The sequence below is a fragment of the Aliivibrio sp. S2TY2 genome, from assembly GCF_028765525.1.
Classification (GTDB): Bacteria; Pseudomonadota; Gammaproteobacteria; order Enterobacterales; family Vibrionaceae; genus Aliivibrio; species Aliivibrio finisterrensis_A.
The window spans coordinates 1-19,468 of the sequence record NZ_JARACS010000013.1 but is presented as its reverse complement, the minus strand read 5'-3'; the positions used below and the strand labels follow the sequence as shown (position 1 = coordinate 19,468).

Below are 19,468 nucleotides of genomic sequence, written 5' to 3'. Positions count from 1 at the left end.
GAACTAACACCACAAAATTACAGTCATTTATGTGCCACAGAAAAAAAACTAAACTATTTTATCGAAAAATTCATTATATTCAATAACATAACCGAAACAAAAAAAAGCCTCTAAGGGGGACTAAGAGGCTTTTAGTTAGGAGATTTTATTCAGAGAAGATGGTTAGTCTTTTCTGTATTTTACAGTTAACCTTGAATCAGTGTTAACGCGTTTTTCATTGCTTCTTTTGTTGAACATTCAACTTGGCGAATATTTGCAAAACGGTCTGATTCTTTTACTGGAATATCATGAGCAAGGATGATGAACTTCGCGTTCGCAACATCTTTTGCTGTCAGTTTATTCACCAAGCCGTTAGACCCTTGTGTTTCAACTTTAATCTTGATGCCTGCTGCTGCACCTGCTTTCTCTAGTGCTTTTGCTGCCATGAACGTGTGTGCTACACCTGAAGGACAACATGTTACCGCTAGAACATCATACTCACCTTCGCCTGCAACTGGTGTCGCTTGAGCTTGTACTGGCGCTGTTGTAGCTGCATCATTTTCTTCAACATAAACCGGCTTCCAGAAACCAACTATCATCGCTGTTGTTAATGAACCCAGAGCAATACCAACTACGTACATTGGAATGTTACTAGATACAGGAGCCGTAATCAGACCACCCCAAGGTGCATGAAGTAAAACATCAGTCATGAAGCCGAACACACAACCAACCATACCACCAGCAACGATAGACGGAAGAACACGCATTGGGTCATTTGCTGCGAATGGGATAGCCCCTTCAGAGATACCAATCGAACCCATGATTGCTGCTGCTTTACCTGCTTCTTGCTCTTCTTTAGAGAATTTCTTTTTAAACATGAATGTCGCAAGAGCCATACCTAGAGGTGGAGTACAAATCGCGATACCAACGCCACCCATTAGCCATGGTTGTGTGTTTACTTGTGTTTGAGCAAATAGCGTTGCTACTTTGTTGATTGGGCCACCCATATCAAACGCCGTCATACCACCAAGAATCGCACCAAGTACTGCTTTAGAAGAACCCGCCATCGATGCTAGGAATTCATTCATGCCAACCATGAAAGAAGAAATAGCTGCACCTAAGCCCCACATTACGATACCCGCAGACACTAGCGTACCAACAAGAGGATAGATAAAGTAAACACCTAGTGCGCTTAAATGTGCAGGAATAGGCAGTCTCTTAAGTTGAAGAACCACACCGCCAGCAATGAAACCAGCAACGATACAACCAAGGAAGCCACCACCTAAATCAGCCATAATACCTGATGCAATAAATGCAGGCGCTAATGCTGGTTTATCCGCAATAGAGTAACCAATAAAGCCACCAAGAATGATTGGGAAAAGTACAAGACCTTTAATCGCGATAGTTGAGATATCCGCTAGAATACCCGTATCAGGAACCGCACCTTTACCTGTCGCCATTACCGCTAGAGCCAAAAGTACCCCACCAGCGACCACGAATGGAAGCATGTGAGAAGTACCAAAAAGCAGGTGTCCTTTTAATTTGGATAGTGTTTGTTTCCAATCACCAGATGGTTGAGTTGTTGCAGTCATCGTTGACATAAAAGTAATCCTAAAAGTTAGTTAATCAGTAAATCTAGAATGTCTTGCTCGGTCGTCGCTTTTTGCATATCTGCAATCAGATCATCGCCGAATTTCTCAAATAACGCTTGTAGTGCATAAATGTGGTGATCGCCGCTTTCTGGTGAGGCAATCATAAAAAATACGGTTGGTTGGTCATCATCAGCACCGTATTCAATCGCCGTTTTTGATACGCCAATCGCAATAGCGGGTTCAATAACCGCGGCATTTTTTGTATGAGGGTAAGCAATACCCATATCAGAAGTCACACACTGCGCTTCACGCTCATAAATACCCGCTAAAAAGTTTTCTTTATTATCGATACGGTTATTTTTTAATAACATTTCAGCTAACTCAGCAAATACGCCATCTTTCGTTGTCGCTTCTAAGTTCAATTTAATTAAATTAGTATTTACTAGTGTTGTGATCATTATATTTCCCTTAATAAGAATTTTTACTTAATTCAAACTGCATTAAGTTGATGAGGGAATAATATGAATTAAAGTGACATTTAGTAAGTTGACATTTAAAGCATTTACTGGACTTTTGTACCCGCAAAATCAAAGTGTGATGGCAGTAACAATTAAGGCTATAAAAAGAAAGCAGAAAACTAAAAGCAAAGTTATCGAACAACAAAATCTATAACTAACAAGAGCTTAATTTAAAATAGGATTTTAAGAGCAAGCAGAACCGAGCGTAAAAATAAAAAAGGATAAGGAATAAAGGGAGAAAATGAGAACTAAACCACATTAAATATGTGTCATCTAATGTGGTTTATTTAAAACATAGAAGCAGAAGTAAAAAGCACCCGTTCGGATTTTTAGATGCTTGGTAATAATAAATCTATAGCAAACTAAGCTGACTCAATATCATTGATAATGATATTTTTTGTACTGTGTTTTGCCTTATACAATAACTCGTCAGCCGCTTTATAAGTATTTTTTTCTTGAGAAGAATCACTCAACCCACCACTAATAGTGACAGATATTCCATTATCCCAAACTAATGCTTCTATTGCTTTTCGAATATTTTCAGCAATAGTTATACTTCGAGTTTTACTGATGGTATGGAAAATCACTACGAACTCCTCACCACCAATACGATAGCATTTATGTTCACGCCCCAAAATACTAGTAATCGCACTAGCTACTTTTAGCAATACTTCATCACCAACATCATGACCATAATTGTCATTAATCGGCTTAAAGTTATCAATATCTAAAATCAAGAATGTATGCTCGGATTTCGCTGAGTTACCGTAATCAATATTGAACTTTCGACGATTTAAGCAATTTGTTAGTGGATCTGTGAAATTTTCAATATTTAAGTATTTAATTTTCACAATCGTAAAGAATAATAATGTCGATATAACCATTAATACACTAAATGATATTTTTAAGAAAAGCAGCGATTTTTCATGATCATCACTTAAATGATCATTCTCACTTTGTTTTAATTTATTAGAAATTAACAACTTATAATTATCACTTTGTCTTTTATCCATTAATCTATGATAACGATTATTAATATCATAAAGATCTGATATATTATTTGTTTGATGATAATAATCAAATAAAGTGTTATACACAATTTTTGCCTGATTATCCCGCTCTACTATAGAAAGTAATTCTTCTTTTTTTTCTTCTATATATAAAAAATCTTTTTTTCTAAACGATAATTGAAATTCCGCAACAGAAACAAGCGTATCCTTCCCTAACAAAAGTCGCAGCTGATCTTTCTCTAACTCCTCTTTCGCTACCGACAAGCATTGGCTCGCTTGTTCAAGTTGCCCAAGATAAGTGTAAGCCTCTGCTTTCAAGGCAAGCGTATATATATAATAATCACGCCAATCTTCTTCAGTGTAAGAAGCTTGGTGTGGCTTTACCATCTCAAGCATATTTAATGCATCTTGGGGCTTATTCATCGCTAATTTATTTTCAACAAAACTTAATCTTGCCTGATTTTTTAATCTATACCAATCGTTAGATTTATCAGAATATATAATCTCCTCAATAATATTATTAGAAAATTCATACTCTTTAAAATAACTAATAGCAAGTGCTAAGCTTAATTCACCTGATGCTATTTTAAAATCATCACCACTCTCATTTGCTATTTTTATATAGCTAAGAATAGGATCTATCATTCCAAATAGGTCATTGTCTTTGTATTTTAATGTCGATATTTTATCTAAAAAATACAGCTTATCATCACAACTAAATGAACCATTTTCAGAAACAATATTTAAAATTGCAATTCCTATTTTAGGGCCGTTTGTATAAGCAAGAATAGGACGAATACTTTCTGCTATCGCTTTAATATTTTCATTATATTCGCTCTTATCAAGACGATTAAAATCATCAATAATACGGCATTCTAATGGTTCACAATTCTGAGTAAGTGATATTAATTGCTGCTCGTAATCCGTCAAACTAACACTATCATCATGATTATGAGATAACTCATTAACAATAAAAACAATGGCATTGGAAATAATGATTATTCCAGTGATAAATAGGATTACTTTTTTCATTCTGAATATTATAAAAAAGGAAAGAAGTATACACCTAAAACTTCTATTCACAATCTGTTAATGCATTTATTGTTGCCATTAAAAATATTCTCTTCCTCTTTCTTACTTCACCATGGTTCGATAGTCTGATGGGGTATAACTGGTTTTCTTTTTAAATACGCGGTAAAAATAGTTCACATCTTGAAAACCGCAACGCGTAGCGACTTCAGTTAAACGGAAGGTATATTTCTTCAACATGAATTTCGCACGTTCAATGCGCACCCAAGTAATGTAATCAGCTAGCGTCATATGTCCTTGCTGTCTAAACATACGTGATAAATGGTTTGGCGAGATATTAAATCGATTAGCTATGTTATTTCTATCAATACTTCGATGAAAGTTTTCTTGGATATAAATACAAATCCCTTGATAAAGATCTTCACTGCGCTTTTTCGGTGAAATTACCTCATTTGGTTCACCTAGCATTGATTTACTGTAACTCAACAATGCCAAAAGCAGATACTCATCAATCTGGTTTTTATTCGGTTCACGAGCAAGGGCATTTAGTGCTTCTAAAATATTGTCAATCGCATGGCCAGTTCGAGTTTGAATACTGTACTTTTGCACATCATAGAAACCCTCCTCGCCCTTGCGCTTACTCACTAAGCTAAAGCCCACTTGTCTGCGACCAAAAAGTAAACTAAGCACAGAGCAGTCTTCACTCCAAACGGGTTTATTCCAGCAGTTTGGTGGGATATAGAGCGCATCACCTGCCATGATTTTAACTTCGGTAATCCCAATGTCTGGATCTTCGATCTGATTTAGATATTCACCGCTGATCACTAGCTCTAAACGAGGAAAGTTAACTTGATAACAGCATGATGGAGGCGTGACTTTATCGCCTGCAAACCAGATCTGATTAAAGCTTTCTCTTTCTGACAGTAATGCCTCTAAAACAGTATTAAATACTAAACCCATGTCCATCACTTACTAAAATTAATCACACTTTTATCCACCAATCACATCAAAATCAGGATGTTATTGATAAATAACCCATCAATAATTACATAAAAATAACAATGTAAGTCATTATTTATTAAGTACTTTTTTGACTGGTACATTATAGCTTTTTGGTTTTATAAAAATCGGAGCTGAATCACACTTGGCTTTAGAGGATACAAAAATCCAGTAAATGCATTTCTCGCACACTTACCAATCTATCTCATCAGAATCACACTATTCCCACACAAGACATCCACCCAAATGGGAATAACTTATGATTACTGACTTAATCAACGAACAGCTAATTTGCTTAGATCTTGCAGCAAAAACCAAAGACGACGTTTTTTCTGAAATGGCAGAGCATCTTCTGCAACAAGGTCGAATCAATGACAAACAGGTGTTTCTTAATGATATCTACGCAAGAGAGGAATTAGGAAATACAGGCTTTGAAGAAGGCGTCGCACTACCACATGCGAAAAGCTCGGCGGTTATCTCCCCTGCAGTCATGATTGGTATCAGCAAGCAAGGTATCGAATATGGCGCTGAAGATGGGTTACCGTCTCGACTGTTCTTTATGATTGCCTCTCCTGAAAACGGTGCAGATCATCATATTGAAGTACTGGCTGAACTTTCTTGTAAACTCATTGAAGATGGATTTATTGAAAAATTCCTAGCCGCAACATCACCAAAAATGGCGTTAGCGCTACTGCTTGAAAAAACAGAAAACACCAATATAGGAGAAGCAACCAATGGCTTTTTGATTGGTGTTACAGGCTGTCCTGCAGGTATTGCTCACACCTACTTAGCCTCTGAAGCACTAGAAAAAGGCGCGGCAGAATTAGGCTACACCATCAAGGTAGAAACTAACGGTTCTATTGGCGTTAAAAACAGTCCTACCGCAGAAGAAATTGAAAAATCGGAAGCGATTATCGTCGCGTGTGACAAGCAAGTAGATCTGACTCGCTTCGCAGGTAAAAAGCTGATCCAAACCAACGTTAAAGCCCCAATAAAAGATGCAAAAGGCTTAATCACTCAATCTCTTACACAGCCTCCTTTTGTCGCTGATACAACTAAATCAAGCTCAGATAACAAAGGCAGTGCTTCTCAAACACGCTCAGATATTTATCGTTACCTAATGAATGGCGTATCACACATGATCCCATTTGTGGTCACTGGCGGTTTGTTAATCGCACTGGCACTTGCTTTAGGTGGTCAACCAACAGAAAGCGGTATGGCTATCCCTCCGGGTAGTTTATGGAACAAAGTACTAGATGTGGGTGTCGTTGCCTTTACCTTAATGATCCCAATTCTTGCAGGTTACATTGCGTATGCAATTGCTGATCGCCCTGCACTTGCACCGGGCCTAATTGGTGGTTGGATTGCAAATAACGGTTCTTTCTATGGTGCTGAAGCCGGTACTGGTTTCATTGGCGCTATCATTGCCGGTTTGCTTGTTGGTTACTTTGTTAAGTTTATTGCCAACATCAACTACCACAAGTTCATTCAACCTCTTGTGCCTATCGTTATTGCGCCGATCACAGGTTCATTATTCATCGCTTCATTATTTATCTTTGTTATTGGTGCGCCAATCGCCGACTTAATGGACTCTCTAAACGTACTACTTACTAACATGAGTACAGGTAACGTAGTTCTACTTGGGATAGTTCTGGGTGGCATGGCAGGCTTCGATATGGGTGGTCCATTCAATAAAGTTGCCTTCCTATTCTCTGTCGGCATGATTGCGAGTGGTCAAACTCAATTCATGGGCGCGATGGCGTGTGCAATCCCTGTTGCTCCGCTAGGTATGTCATTAGCAACCGTTATTGGCCGTAAATTCAACATCTTCGAAGAATCTGAAATTGAAGCAGGTAAAGCCTCTGGTGCCATGGGTCTAGTAGGTATCTCTGAAGGTGCAATTCCATTCGCAGCACAAGATCCACTCTCTGTTATCCCTGCCAACATCCTTGGTTCTATGGTTGCCGCAGTAATGGCGTTCTCATTTGGTATCACAAACAGCGTTGCTCATGGTGGTCCTGTTGTTGCCCTACTTGGTGCAATGAATAAACCGGTATTAGCACTGGCTTGTATGGCAGCGGGCGCAACCGTAACCGCATTGGTTTGTGTTTCTATTAAAAAAGCTCGCCAAGCTAAATCGTTTTCTGTAGCGGCAGCCTAACCTTCCCTTTCTCCAGTGTTTTCTCTCTTGATTCAGTAAAACAAGATTTGAAACGCACTGGAGAAGTTTTCCATTGATGACATCGAGTGCATTATGAATAAATCAACTCAACAATTCTTTTACCCTATGACCAATGTAATTCAAGATTATGCATGGGGAAGCTTCACCTCTATCGAAGCTCTATTTGATATAAAAAACACCAGCAATAAGCCACAAGCTGAATTATGGATGGGCGCTCACCCAAATGGCTGCTCTACCGTTACCATTAATGGGCAACCAACCTTATTGTCTGAGCTGATCAATCAAGATCAAACCGCCTATTTATCTTCGTTAACGGCAGACCACTTTGGTGAGTTACCATATTTATTCAAAGTATTAGCGGCAGAAAAAGCATTATCAATTCAAGTTCATCCTAATAAACAACAAGCGATGGCAGGCTACGATAAAGAAGAACTATCAGGCGTTGCGCTTAATGCCTTTAATCGTAATTATAAAGACAGCAACCACAAACCAGAATTGGTATACGCATTAACACCTTACAAAGCGATGAATGGTTTTAGAGAATACCAAGAGATCATCAACCTATTTAACCAGATGGCTCTGCCTTCCCTTGAAGAAATCATCACACGTTTTGAACAACAGCCAAACTCACAAGGCTTAAAATGTTTCTTTAAAGCGATCCTTTCATTAACTGATAAGGCAAAAGAGTCAGCATTAGCAGAGTTAGGTCACTTCGCCAGTAATAATAAACAGAGTGAACTATTTGCCTTAATTGATGATTTATCAATTCAGTACCCAAATGACATTGGCTTATTTACTCCATTAATTCTTAATGTCATTACTCTGCAACCGGACGAAGCCATGTATTTAAATGCGTGTACGCCTCATGCTTACATTAATGGGACTGGGCTAGAGATAATGGCGAACTCAGACAATGTACTGCGCGCAGGGTTAACCCCAAAATTCATGGATATTGATGAGCTTATGGATTGCACAGAGTTTGTAAGCATTCCAGCAGACTCTTTGATTATGCAACCTAACATTATTAATGGAGGGATGAATTACCCTATCCCTGTGAGCGATTTTAAATTCTCAGTATTTGCACCTGCTGATGACCTACCATTAGAAACACACAGCGCAGAGATCTTGTTTGCGATTGATGGTGACATGACGTTAAATCACTCGACAGGTGAAACCGTCAATGTGCCTAAAGGTCATTCTATTTTTGTTCCAGCTTACGCACACCAATACACACTAAAATCCAACGGAAAAGTGGCTAGAGCCTATAATTAACAATTAAATATAAGGGCATGAACAAGCTGGCTCAATATGTTGTTGAGTCAGCTTTTTTTATTTATAACAGCTGACACATGGCGTATAAAATCAACGCCTGTAGCCCTTTTGGTTGTCTCGTATTTACCAAGCGTTGGCTAAACTCCTCAGACAACATATTACGAGTTAAGTAGGTCGCAGCCATAATCATAGGTTTGCTTGGTTTCTCAGGCAGAACTAAGGCAATAATTAAGTTTACCTCCCCCATTTTTGATGCCCAATCCACCGAGTAATCACTGCGAATGATCGCAATAGTCGGTTTTTCAACATAAGGAGAAATAACATGAGGTAAGGCGATTTGTTTTGCCATTGCCGTTGATGAACGCTCTTCTCGCTTTATCAAAGACAGCAACAATTCATCAGACTCTTGTGGGTAAATGAGCTGCGACAGGCCTTTTAAAATCTCAAATTTAGATAAGATGGCTTGCGCCTTTACATAATGGAAATCAACTTCGCAGTTAGGGGTTAATTGCGGGCGGGTATTAACAATAGTTTCTGAGAAATCACACAGTTTATCAGAAGCAACAAAATCAAAGGTGGAAGCAAGTAAGTCAGTCAGAACAAAGTTAGCCCACTCAGCATCTATTCCTACCGTCACTAATTGGCAAAAATCTCCCGGTCTTAACCCTATTTTTAGCAAACCCAATGGACTTTCGGCGTCGCTACTGAGATTTTGAGTAATATTATCGATATATACAAGGCTCTGAAACTTTTTAGCAAGCCGAGTGAGTTGGCTCGCCACTTGAGGTGGCAAGCCTTGCTCTTTCACAAAGAAGGTAATGCGATAGTCGATAATTGTCGACATCATTATGAAAGGTGTTTTCTCAAAATAGTGTCTACATCTGTCAATATAGATTCAATACTGTATTGCTTAGTATTAATGCCTAAAAAACGACTCTTATTTTCAATTTCAATATCTGATGCAATGATAACAAGATCTGCATTCACAATATCCACAGGTGTAAGTACTTCTTCGACACCCATTGCGCCTTGAGTTTCCACTTTGATTGACACTCCCAATTTCGCAGCCGCCTTTTTAAGCACATCAGCTGCCATGTAAGTGTGTGCAATTCCGGTTGGACACGCTGTTACTGCCACAATTTTCATGATTTACTCTTAACTGGTAAAAATTCAAATAACTCAATGTATTCACAAGATACTAATTTAAATAACAATACATTGGCTATTTATCTCTCATTTATCATAAAGTGCTTTAGCATCAATTAATAAGGAGCAAACTCACACTTTACTACAGAGGGTACAATAATCCAGTAAATGCCTTTTTTATCCAGTTATTAAAATCCAAAGATCCACTAACATGGCCAACAAATTATCGATAAAAAATGGAATCGTTATGAATATCACCTCTCTTATTGACATTAATGTTATCTGTTTAGACCTAAAATCAACGTCTAAAGAAAGCATTCTTGAAGAGATGGTTAATATATTAAACGATGCTGGAAAACTGTCGAATAAACAACAATTTCTAAGCGATGTGTGGGCGAGAGAGGCTATTGGGAATACGGGTTTTGAAGACGGTATTGCTATCCCTCACGCCAAAAGTACCGCTGTCATTACGCCCTCCGTCGCTATTGGTATTAGCCGCACAGGCATTGATTATGGTGCTGAGGATGGTCTTCCATCTGATGTCTTTTTTATGCTTGCATCAACAGATGGTGACGACAATCAACACATCGAAGTATTATCACAAATATCCATTCGATTAATTGAAGATGGTTTTACCGACAAGTTAAAAGCCGCGCAAAGCAAAGAAGAAGCTTTAGCCTTGTTTACTGATTCAATTCAACCAGAAGAAGCACTGACTTCAACAACCATAGCTGAACCACAAGCTGAAAAAAGTGAACTCTCTCGCGGCTTAGGTCGTGCTAAAGAACACTTACTCTTTGGCACCTCACACATGATCCCCTTTATTGTTGCCGGTGGAGTTTTACTCTCTTTATCTGTCATGATCTCAGGCCATGGCGCCGTACCCACAGAAGGGGTCTTGGCTGATATCGCACAAATGGGCATTGCCGGATTAACCTTATTTACCGTGGTGCTTGGTGGTTACATCTCTTATTCCATTGCTGATAAACCGGGATTAGCTCCAGGAATGATTGGATCTTGGATCGCTGTTCAGCAATACAATACTGGATTTTTAGGGGCAATCATCATTGGTTTTTTTGCAGGATTTGTCGTTCGTACATTAAAGCAAATTAAGCTGCCAGAAAGCATGACCTCGCTTAGATCTATTTTTATCTATCCGCTTATCGGCACCTTCATCACTTGTGCGGCTGTCATGTGGGTTATTGGCGCACCAATCGCTAATACTATGACGCTGCTAAATGAATGGCTCGCAAGCATGGTAGGTTCAGGCAAGGTGGTTTTAGGCGCTATTCTTGGCGCAATGGCAGCCTTTGATATGGGAGGGCCAATCAATAAAGTTGCTACCCTATTTGCTCAAACTCAAGTGAATACGCAACCTTGGTTAATGGGCGGTGTCGGCATTGCGATTTGTACCCCACCATTAGGCATGGCGTTAGCGACCTTCTTATCCCCTAAAAAATTCAAACGAGAAGAGCGTGAAGCTGGAAAAGCGGCAGGTATTATGGGAATGATTGGGATCACTGAGGGCGCAATTCCATTTGCAGCGGCCGATCCTGCTCGTGTTATCCCAGCCATTGTTGCCGGCGGTATTGTGGGCAACGTAACTGGATTTTTGTTTAACGTATTAAATCATGCGCCATGGGGCGGCTGGATTGTATTACCCGTTGTTGATGGGAAATTTGGTTATGTAGTTGGTACCCTACTGGGGGCATTAACCACGGCACTCATTGTTATTTCATTAAAGAAAAATGCCGTAGAAGATGAAGATAAAGAGATCCGTGAACTGATCTTAACTGCCGTAAAAAATGAAGGCGAAGCTGATGTATTAGCGGTAACAGCCTGCCCATCAGGAGTGGCTCATACCTTCCTTGCTGCCAAGAGTTTAGAAAAAGCCGCACAACGATTAGGCATTAAAATAAAGGTCGAAACTCAAGGGGCCGATGGCATTAATAACCGCATTACCCCATTAGATATTAAAAACGCTAAATTGGTTATTTTTGCTCATGATGTAGCAATAAAAGAACCGCTTAGATTTGCAGGAAAACGCACTCTAGATATCAGCACTAAAGAAGCAATGTATAATGGTGAGGCACTACTTAAATCAAGTTTAGTCAATTAAATTTATATTCAATTTAAAGTTCATCAAGCTAAATAATAGTATTTCTAAATTGCATTTTACTTAGCAAATTGATTCCTATTATGAAATTATCGCCTATTCACTGTTTATTATTGTAAATAAACAGTACACTTCCTCAAAACCACCAAACCCACAACCAACTGATAGTATAGAGTTTTATTTATTTATAAAGTCGTTTCTCATCCATTAAACGCTTCCTGGTATACATATTGCCTGATTATACTTACTTGAAGAAACGGTACGTTAAATGAATTAACAAATACTATCCGTAGCATCGCTTTACTATAAAGTCAGTTGAGCTTGCTTAGTAACAAATTCTAGTTGTTTTTATTTACCGAATAATTTCAAGTCAATGTATCTATTCATTGTATTGAGGGGATTTCCTCATTCAAATAATCGAAGAGGCTTATTATGAAATATAAACAGCTTTTCTCTCTTATCGCGTTTACTTTAGCAAGCGCACCCATCTACGCGACCACTGTAGATTTGGATTTTTCTAATCATATAGAATCCACCAATCTAACTAACAGCTTCGGCCCCTCGTACGATGGTCCTGTAATGCATTTTCTTAACGTAGGTGAACACAATGGTAAAACTATTGATGCTAAAATAAGCAGCCGAATCATTGGTGATGCAACCTTTTTATATCACACTCCAAATTATAAAGAAGGCGCAACACAACCTAGTGGAGATATAGGTTTCCTTTATCAAACAAACTCCCCCGGTCCGGCAGGCCTTATTTATACTTTTGAATTTTACGATGGCACCGATGGGCTATCAGGCACATTTTCAATTCCCTACACAATCCCTGAGTTTGAAATGATTGGTTACGATATAGATGGTGAGCCCGTTCAATCAGAGCAAGTCCGTGTATACAAAAACGAAGGTTTCTATAGCTACCAAACAGGTTCTGCAGGAGCAAGCCTAACAGCAGAAGAAAGCTCTGATGGGCTTTCTGTTTTATTTACAGGTCCGGGGACAAACTACAATGAAACTGACACATCGGGCGCTGTAAAATTCACTTATAAAAATACGTCTATTGTTACACTTCAATTTGAAACCGTTACTGCGAGTAACAGCCCTTTACCAAACCCAATTTTCTCTGCTTTTGATGGTAACTGGGATATTGATGAGTTTACTCCACCAATTGGTAGCTCTGATGAATCTGATTTTGGTGATGCCCCAGATAGCTACAACACACTTAAATCAAATAATGGAGCTGAACATGCAATGACCAGTAACGTATATCTAGGCAGTAGTGTTGATGCTGATACCGATGGTCAACCAGGTATCGCATCAAATGGTGATGATCTTGATGTTGATGGTAATGATGATGACGGTATTACCATTTTAACTAGCTTAGAAAAAGGGCTTGATGCTCTAATTAATGTAACTGTTACTGGTAGTGGTTATTTACAAGCATGGGCTGACTGGGATATGAATGGAACATTTGATGAGGGTGAACAAATTTTAACAAATCACCCAGTTGTTAGTGGTGTACAAGTGGTTCCTATCCGAGTCAGTGATAGCGCCATTATTGGTTCTGTTCAAACACGTTTCCGCTTATCAAGTAATCCTAACATACCAAGCTCTGGCTATGTTGGTGATGGGGAAGTCGAAGATTATGTATTTAACGTAACGGATCCAGGAACAACAATTCAGCATTCAGGTTATTACACTGCAGCATTTGAGGATAATTGGCCTGAAATTGGTGATTTCGACTTAAATGATGTGGTTGTTTATTACCGAACTACCATTGTAAGTAAAGATGGTGAAGTATTACGATTTGATCTTACTGGTACTATCATGGCATACGGTGCTTCTTATGGTAATGGATTAGGTTGGAAACTTAATGGTTTCTCCGAATCTGATATTAATCTTCCATTAGCCCGCTTAGAAAAAAATGGAGTAACTCGAGCGAATATCTCACCGTTTACAGGTGAGGATAAAAGTGTTGACTCTCCAGGTGGAGATCTTATTGTTGTAGCATCACTAAATTTACGCGATGACATCATTATTAATGAAGAGTGTAAATTCCACCGCACCAATCCATCTTGTAGTGCTTCATTAGAATCAGAACAAATGACCTTTAGTATCTCCCTACCTTTCAATGATGGTAGTGAGCCAAGCGTTAGTTCATTATTACCATTAAATGGTGCAGACCCATTCATCTTTGCAGCTGGCTATGGGCTGTATCATGGTGATAGTTTCTCTACCGCACCAGGTACAGATCTAGAAATTCATACAGCAGGATTTCCTCCAACTACACGAGGAACTCTGGTCAGCAGTTTCTACGGTATCGCTCAGGATGATTCAGATCCTTCAGCTAGTAAATATTACCGTACGACAGGTAACCTGCCGTGGGGGATCTTGATTTCATCACCTTGGAATCACCCTTCAGAGTACATTGATGTTGGTTATGCTTATCCCGATTTTGCAGAATGGGCAACTTCAGGCGGTATTGATAAACCAACTTGGTACCTTAACCCTAATGCTAGCGAAACTTGGTCAACTGCTGACTAATACGGAGGATTTATGAAAAGAATTAATTTATTACTGAGCATTGCAGCCCTAGTTTTTATTACTGCTTGTAGTGATTCTGGATCTGGTTCTTCTTCCCCAGGTTCTACAGCTCCATCCTCAAGCGCAACACCTGATACTAACGATGGGATAAGAACGAGTGAGTTATCGATACCTGAAGGCTTTAATTTTGCAACAGAACGAGAAGTTTCCATCACCCTTTCTGTTGCAAATTCTCAAAGTGATCGAGGGTTTATGTCTCTCTATAGTGAATTCAATGAAGGCGCTGTAGATTACACATCCCAATTTATTTTGACGCCAATGAATGATCAAACAGAGCTTAAAACTACAGTAATGCTTCCTAACCATGTTGATAAAATTTGGGTTGAAGTTTGGTATCCTTCAGCATTAGGCCATGAGATCACTCAATCTATAGATATAGTAAATAATACTGTTAATACAGTTCTATAAACTATAGAACAACCTTATACCTAACTAATGCCAGTCAGTTAATCTGACTGGCATTTTATTTTTCCAACAAGGTCTATTTATAGGGACTAATTATTTATCACCACACGCTTTGGCATTGCTCTACTAAAGGCTCTATTAACAAAGATAGTAATAAATACAGGAAGCAACCAAGAAGTATGAGAAGCATACAACGGCAACCATTGCTCACAAAACGCGTTCATGCCCTCTGGTAATTTATCCAAAATATGCAGCGCATCAATCGTACCAAACAGAGCGGCGATACATACTACCGTGGTGTGGCTCATTGAAATCGCAGGTTTCTCTGTGCTTGTTTTCTCTGGCATCAAGATCATCGCAATAATAAGCGCAATCGCAATCGGACATAAGATCAGAATGGCAGGTAAACTCACCTCAATGATCGTCTCTAATCCTACGTTTGAAATGATCGCCGTTAATACCATGATCACGGTCGCGCTCACCTTAAACGTAACGCCGTAAGTATTTTTATAGTACTCAGAGTTCGCATTCGTTAAGCCGATCGTAGTGGTTAAACACGCCATTAAGGTAATGGCTGCCAATAGGAGTTGACCTAATACCCCAAACTCCCCTGCGGCATAACGCGTTAAGATCTCACCACCATTACTTGCACTTGGTGCAATTTCAGAAGATGTTGAGCCTAAATAGCCCATTGCTAAGTAACATAATGACATTAATACAGAGTAAATAACGGCAATGCGTAACGTGTAGTAAGAAATGGCTTTTTTGCTCTCAACTCCTTTGCTACGAATGGTTTGGATAATCACCCAACCAAAGGCTACCGCTGCGATGGCATCCAATGTCATGTAACCTTGAATTAACCCATTTACCGCAGGCGCTTGCTCATAAATCTCAATAGCTTGGCTTGGAGAGCCTAATGGATTTAATAATGCAGCGACCACCAATATAGTTAACATGCCAATTAACGCGGGTGTCATGATTTTACCAATGTAATCCACTAATTTACCCGGTTTTAATGCTAACCATAACGTCAGAGCACAGAATAAAGCAGAGAACACCATTAACCCATTACCTGAATAGAAAGGCTTAATGCCCATTTCATAAGCAACGGTAACAGCACGAGGCAATACAAACGCAGGACCCAATGTGGTTAATACCAAGAACCAGAATGAACGGTCCATCCACTTTGGTAAGGCTGATGTCAGCTTATCCGCAGAAGATAAACGCCCTAACACGACCAAAGTAATAGCAGGAAGACCAACAGCAGTTAATAGAAAGCCACCAATCGCGATAAGCCAATGCTCACCCGCTTGCTGTGCCATCAAGGGTGGATAGATTAAGTTACCTGCACCAAGAAAGAGTGCAAATGTCATAAAGCCGATAGCGGCGAGATCTCTTCTGTTCAAACGACATACCTTTTATAAAATGAAACAGGGTGTCAATTTGGCTAGAAGATGATAAAGAAAGGGTCTTAGTTATCCGCCAGCCTAACTGACGAATAACACAATCGTCAGTATCAGTTAATGACAACGACGACAGAGACAAGTGCATAAGCATGATGCTTAGAAGCAGTCAGTGAAGCTGCTTGATGTTTTTTGATGCCTGTAGACATAACTTACACACTCTAGAAAAAATAATTGCCCTTAAGCTAAAGGAATTACCGAGGATTGTAAAGCCTAATTATAACTTTGTTAATTATCACTCTAAAATCAGATGTGCCTCTAACATTTGTGGCTCACTAGCTGCAGGTTCTAAAGACGGATTACGAGGATATTGTTCACCGTTGAACTTCATTAAAACAAACCCTGAACCACGCGACCACACGATTAAGTCTTTCCACCCATTAGTTTCGGTTTTAGCCACACTAATTGGAGTACTCGTTACGGATGATTTGGATATCAATTGATAGCTATTACCCAGATTTTGGAAAATCATAAGCGTGCAACCACCAGAGCCACACCATTGCATTCCTTTAAGAAAAACCACGGCATCCTCTAAACCATCACCATTTAGATCTGCATATCTGGTAGAGAATACTGGCTCATTTTCTTGGGTAGCTTCAGAGACTGATTGCTGTAAATCAGGTTTTAGATCTGCTTGATTGCTGCACCCAAAAATCACAAAAGACAGGCACAATATTAAATATCTCATGTTTTATCCTCTTAAATTACACTCCCATATTATCTGAAGTTGTTTTACATGAGTTAAATTGTTTCGGCAACAGTTTACGTATAAACAATACGATTGCGACGGTCTAAATTATGCTTATATTGACGCCATAAAATAAAAAAACACCCGACAAGCTGAGCTGCCGAGTGTAGTAATTATCTTGGTGTTTTTGTTCTGTGTAATTTATTCGTACACACGCCCATTGTGTTTTAACCACCCATGAGCATGCCTATTACGTGGGTCTTTATGAGTCCAATGAATTACCCCACCTTTCTTATTCCACTCATATTCACCATAAAACTGAACGGTATCACCAACATTCAAGTTCGGTATTCTAGGTGCTAAATCAATATTATGAGCAACCAGTAATGTTTGCTGATTATTAAGTTTTAGTAGAAATCTTTGATGCCTAGACCCTTTATTATCATCTGGTAAAATATGAACAACTTTCCCTTGCCCCTTAATTTGAAGATCACTTTGATGATTTTCAAATGCTTTCTTAAGTTGATAATCATTAGCTTGTGCATTAAATGAAATAATGCCGAATACAGCAACCAAAAGAACGATAAAACGTTTCATTTACCTATGAACCTCTATTTTAACATCACGATGTAAATACATATTTATTATCCAAATATACTTGAATTTGGCATATAAAAATGAGAAACACCCGACAACCTGAGCTGCCGAGTGTAGTTATTATCTTGGTGTATTTGTTATATTTTTTTGCCTGAAAATAGCGCAACACATCCTACAACTTCCACTTTTACATCAGTAAAGTATTCGTTTAACGATGACAGCAATGAGTCTAGATCATCGTTGTTATTGCTAAAGATCCCTTTCTTATTGTAAACACCCATCAATTTTTTAGCGAAAAAGTTTAGTTTTGTTCCCTTACCTAAAATGGTACTACCGAACAATACACCACCATCGTTCAGATGATCCTTTAGATGCTTAAACATAATGCCTTTATCCGTTAAGTTTCCAGGCAAGCAATGAAGTAAATAATTAACACTAATTGAATCAAATTTATCGATATTCAATTCAAGAGGCTCAAGCACATCCCCGCAGTAGACTTCAGGTTGGAAATAATTAATGGCTTTTGACGTTGTATCAAGACTGTTTTGATTCAAGTCCAGTAAAGCGATACGTTTTGTTGATTGAGGCAGATAATTCTTGAGGTAATAACCAGAGCCAACACCAACATCTAAATGGTTAGATGAAACTAACATTGAAAACTGCTCGCTAATAAATCTGGTTGGGCATTTCCAAAAGTAGTTATTTGAGACTCCTAAAACCCAGAAATCATATATTGAGAGTACTTTCTTCGAGTAAACAGCTTGTCCAGCAACTGTGGATTCTTTATTCATTTTTAATTTCATATAGTTATAAATTATTAGCCGTCAATTTATACTAAAAAATAAAGATAACAAATCTTACCAGAGATAAAAACTGGAACCCATCTTAAGGCTGTATACTCAAAGAAACTTAGAACGCCGAGTGTAGTAAATTATGTTGATGCGATTGTATGGATAATAAACACTCACGCCTACTTATCTAATTACTAACTCGTGAGTCGTTGTATCGAATACGCCAATACAAGTTTCATCGAAGGGTAATTGCGCAATAATATTACCATGACTTGAGATTATCTTACTGCCGCCTAACCCATTATCATTGGGGTTATTCAAAGAATTAGGCCAATTACATTGAATAACCATGGTAGAAAGTGATTGAGCTATCTTTTTTGAACCCGCGTCATAATTTGTACTTCCAGCATTTATTGACGATTCAGCTTCCCCAATATAACTTGGCCATAGAATGTAAGATGGCGATTGACTTGATAATTGATCAATAATCCAATTCACATCGCTTGCCTCTCGGCACAAATAAGAGCTGAACGTCCCAAGTGGATGATCCAAAATACTACGCTGATCACCAGATTCAAAAAATGTACACTCACTTGGAGTTAGTCCTACTTTTCGCCAAACTATCGCTAAAGTACCCTGCTCATTTATAGCAGCATACGCATTATAAACCTTATTATTTTCATTTAATGGGTAGCCGATGAAAACCAATGTATCTGATAGTTGGCATTGAATTGAAATTTCATTCAGTGCATTTTCAACCAAATGTTGCTGTGCCTGATTTTTAATATCTCGATGGAAGCCAGTCATTGCCAGTTCAGGAAACACAAGAACATCCAAATCATGATTCTTGGTAACGATATTACAAATCGTTTTTGTATTCCCCTCAGTAGTCCAATCCATGGGCATTTGAGCTATACCTACTTTCAACGAGTACCTCATTAACTATAAAAAATGAATCAGTGTTATAACGCCTGCATAACACGTTTACTACTATGCAGATTAAACTCAAATTTACCACTTAATGCGCTAAACCCAAAGAAATCTAGAATGCCGAATGTAGCAAATTGTGTTGATGCA

The 19,468-nt window shown here is 38.7% G+C and carries 16 protein-coding genes; 5 read left to right on the top strand and 11 right to left on the bottom strand.

The annotated features are described in order from the left end of the window. Positions 1 to 185: 185 nt before the first annotated feature. The 4 genes from PVK63_RS16380 to PVK63_RS16365 form a co-directional block, all read right to left on the bottom strand. A complete protein-coding gene (locus PVK63_RS16380; RefSeq protein ID WP_274440756.1) occupies positions 186 to 1,580 on the bottom strand; it encodes a fructose-specific PTS transporter subunit EIIC in 1,395 nt (464 codons plus the stop codon). A gap of 17 nt (positions 1,581 to 1,597) precedes the next feature. After that, positions 1,598 to 2,029 carry a PTS sugar transporter subunit IIA gene (locus PVK63_RS16375; protein ID WP_122031983.1) on the bottom strand — a complete coding sequence of 144 codons (432 nt, stop codon included), beginning with the start codon at positions 2,027 to 2,029 and terminating at the stop codon, positions 1,598 to 1,600. Between the two features lie 422 nt (positions 2,030 to 2,451). Further along, complete coding sequence (locus PVK63_RS16370) at positions 2,452 to 4,131, bottom strand: GGDEF domain-containing protein (protein ID WP_274440755.1); 1,680 nt, start codon at positions 4,129 to 4,131, stop codon at positions 2,452 to 2,454. Positions 4,132 to 4,233: 102 nt separating this feature from the next. Further along, positions 4,234 to 5,088: a helix-turn-helix transcriptional regulator gene (locus PVK63_RS16365; protein WP_130086433.1), complete on the bottom strand. Its 855-nt coding sequence runs from the start codon at positions 5,086 to 5,088 to the stop codon at positions 4,234 to 4,236. A 298-nt stretch (positions 5,089 to 5,386) separates the two neighbouring features. Between PVK63_RS16365 and PVK63_RS16360 the strand changes: the two genes are divergently transcribed. After that, complete coding sequence (locus PVK63_RS16360; protein ID WP_274440754.1) at positions 5,387 to 7,288, top strand: PTS fructose transporter subunit IIABC; 1,902 nt, start codon at positions 5,387 to 5,389, stop codon at positions 7,286 to 7,288. A gap of 93 nt (positions 7,289 to 7,381) precedes the next feature. Continuing rightward, positions 7,382 to 8,581 carry a mannose-6-phosphate isomerase, class I gene (manA, locus tag PVK63_RS16355; protein ID WP_274440753.1) on the top strand — a complete coding sequence of 400 codons (1,200 nt, stop codon included), beginning with the start codon at positions 7,382 to 7,384 and terminating at the stop codon, positions 8,579 to 8,581. A 61-nt stretch (positions 8,582 to 8,642) separates the two neighbouring features. Here the strand turns inward: manA and PVK63_RS16350 are convergent, their stop codons facing one another. Then, on the bottom strand, positions 8,643 to 9,428 hold the full coding sequence (locus tag PVK63_RS16350; RefSeq protein WP_130045429.1) for a PTS sugar transporter subunit IIA: 786 nt from the start codon (positions 9,426 to 9,428) through the stop codon (positions 8,643 to 8,645). Next, positions 9,428 to 9,727 (bottom strand): PTS fructose transporter subunit IIB, encoded by a 300-nt coding sequence (locus tag PVK63_RS16345; protein WP_122031986.1) that lies wholly within the window; start codon positions 9,725 to 9,727, stop codon positions 9,428 to 9,430. The genes PVK63_RS16350 and PVK63_RS16345 overlap by 1 nt, the downstream gene beginning before the upstream one ends. Before the next feature lie 247 nt (positions 9,728 to 9,974). Between PVK63_RS16345 and PVK63_RS16340 the strand changes: the two genes are divergently transcribed. The 3 genes from PVK63_RS16340 to PVK63_RS16330 all read left to right on the top strand — a co-directional run bounded on the left by PVK63_RS16340 (position 9,975) and on the right by PVK63_RS16330 (position 14,855). After that, on the top strand, positions 9,975 to 11,846 hold the full coding sequence (locus PVK63_RS16340; protein ID WP_274440752.1) for a fructose-specific PTS transporter subunit EIIC: 1,872 nt from the start codon (positions 9,975 to 9,977) through the stop codon (positions 11,844 to 11,846). Between the two features lie 429 nt (positions 11,847 to 12,275). Next, positions 12,276 to 14,387 carry an LruC domain-containing protein gene (locus PVK63_RS16335; RefSeq protein WP_274440751.1) on the top strand — a complete coding sequence of 704 codons (2,112 nt, stop codon included), beginning with the start codon at positions 12,276 to 12,278 and terminating at the stop codon, positions 14,385 to 14,387. 12 nt (positions 14,388 to 14,399) lie between these two features. Beyond that, positions 14,400 to 14,855, top strand: coding sequence for a hypothetical protein (locus tag PVK63_RS16330; RefSeq protein WP_274440749.1), 456 nt, complete (start codon positions 14,400 to 14,402; stop codon positions 14,853 to 14,855). Between the two features lie 86 nt (positions 14,856 to 14,941). Here the strand turns inward: PVK63_RS16330 and brnQ are convergent, their stop codons facing one another. The 5 genes from brnQ to PVK63_RS16305 form a co-directional block, all read right to left on the bottom strand. Further along, the gene (gene brnQ, locus PVK63_RS16325; protein ID WP_274440748.1) at positions 14,942 to 16,258 is read right to left on the bottom strand and encodes a branched-chain amino acid transport system II carrier protein; all 1,317 of its coding nucleotides are present in this window, start codon (positions 16,256 to 16,258) and stop codon (positions 14,942 to 14,944) included. Between the two features lie 292 nt (positions 16,259 to 16,550). Continuing rightward, positions 16,551 to 17,003: a hypothetical protein gene (locus PVK63_RS16320; protein WP_274440747.1), complete on the bottom strand. Its 453-nt coding sequence runs from the start codon at positions 17,001 to 17,003 to the stop codon at positions 16,551 to 16,553. Between the two features lie 201 nt (positions 17,004 to 17,204). Next, complete coding sequence (locus tag PVK63_RS16315) at positions 17,205 to 17,600, bottom strand: DUF3465 domain-containing protein (RefSeq protein ID WP_130048312.1); 396 nt, start codon at positions 17,598 to 17,600, stop codon at positions 17,205 to 17,207. 137 nt (positions 17,601 to 17,737) lie between these two features. Further along, positions 17,738 to 18,391, bottom strand: coding sequence for a class I SAM-dependent methyltransferase (locus PVK63_RS16310; RefSeq protein ID WP_274440746.1), 654 nt, complete (start codon positions 18,389 to 18,391; stop codon positions 17,738 to 17,740). Between the two features lie 183 nt (positions 18,392 to 18,574). Further along, the gene (locus PVK63_RS16305; RefSeq protein ID WP_274440745.1) at positions 18,575 to 19,330 is read right to left on the bottom strand and encodes a nitrilase-related carbon-nitrogen hydrolase; all 756 of its coding nucleotides are present in this window, start codon (positions 19,328 to 19,330) and stop codon (positions 18,575 to 18,577) included. Between the last annotated feature and the right edge of the window lie 138 nt (positions 19,331 to 19,468).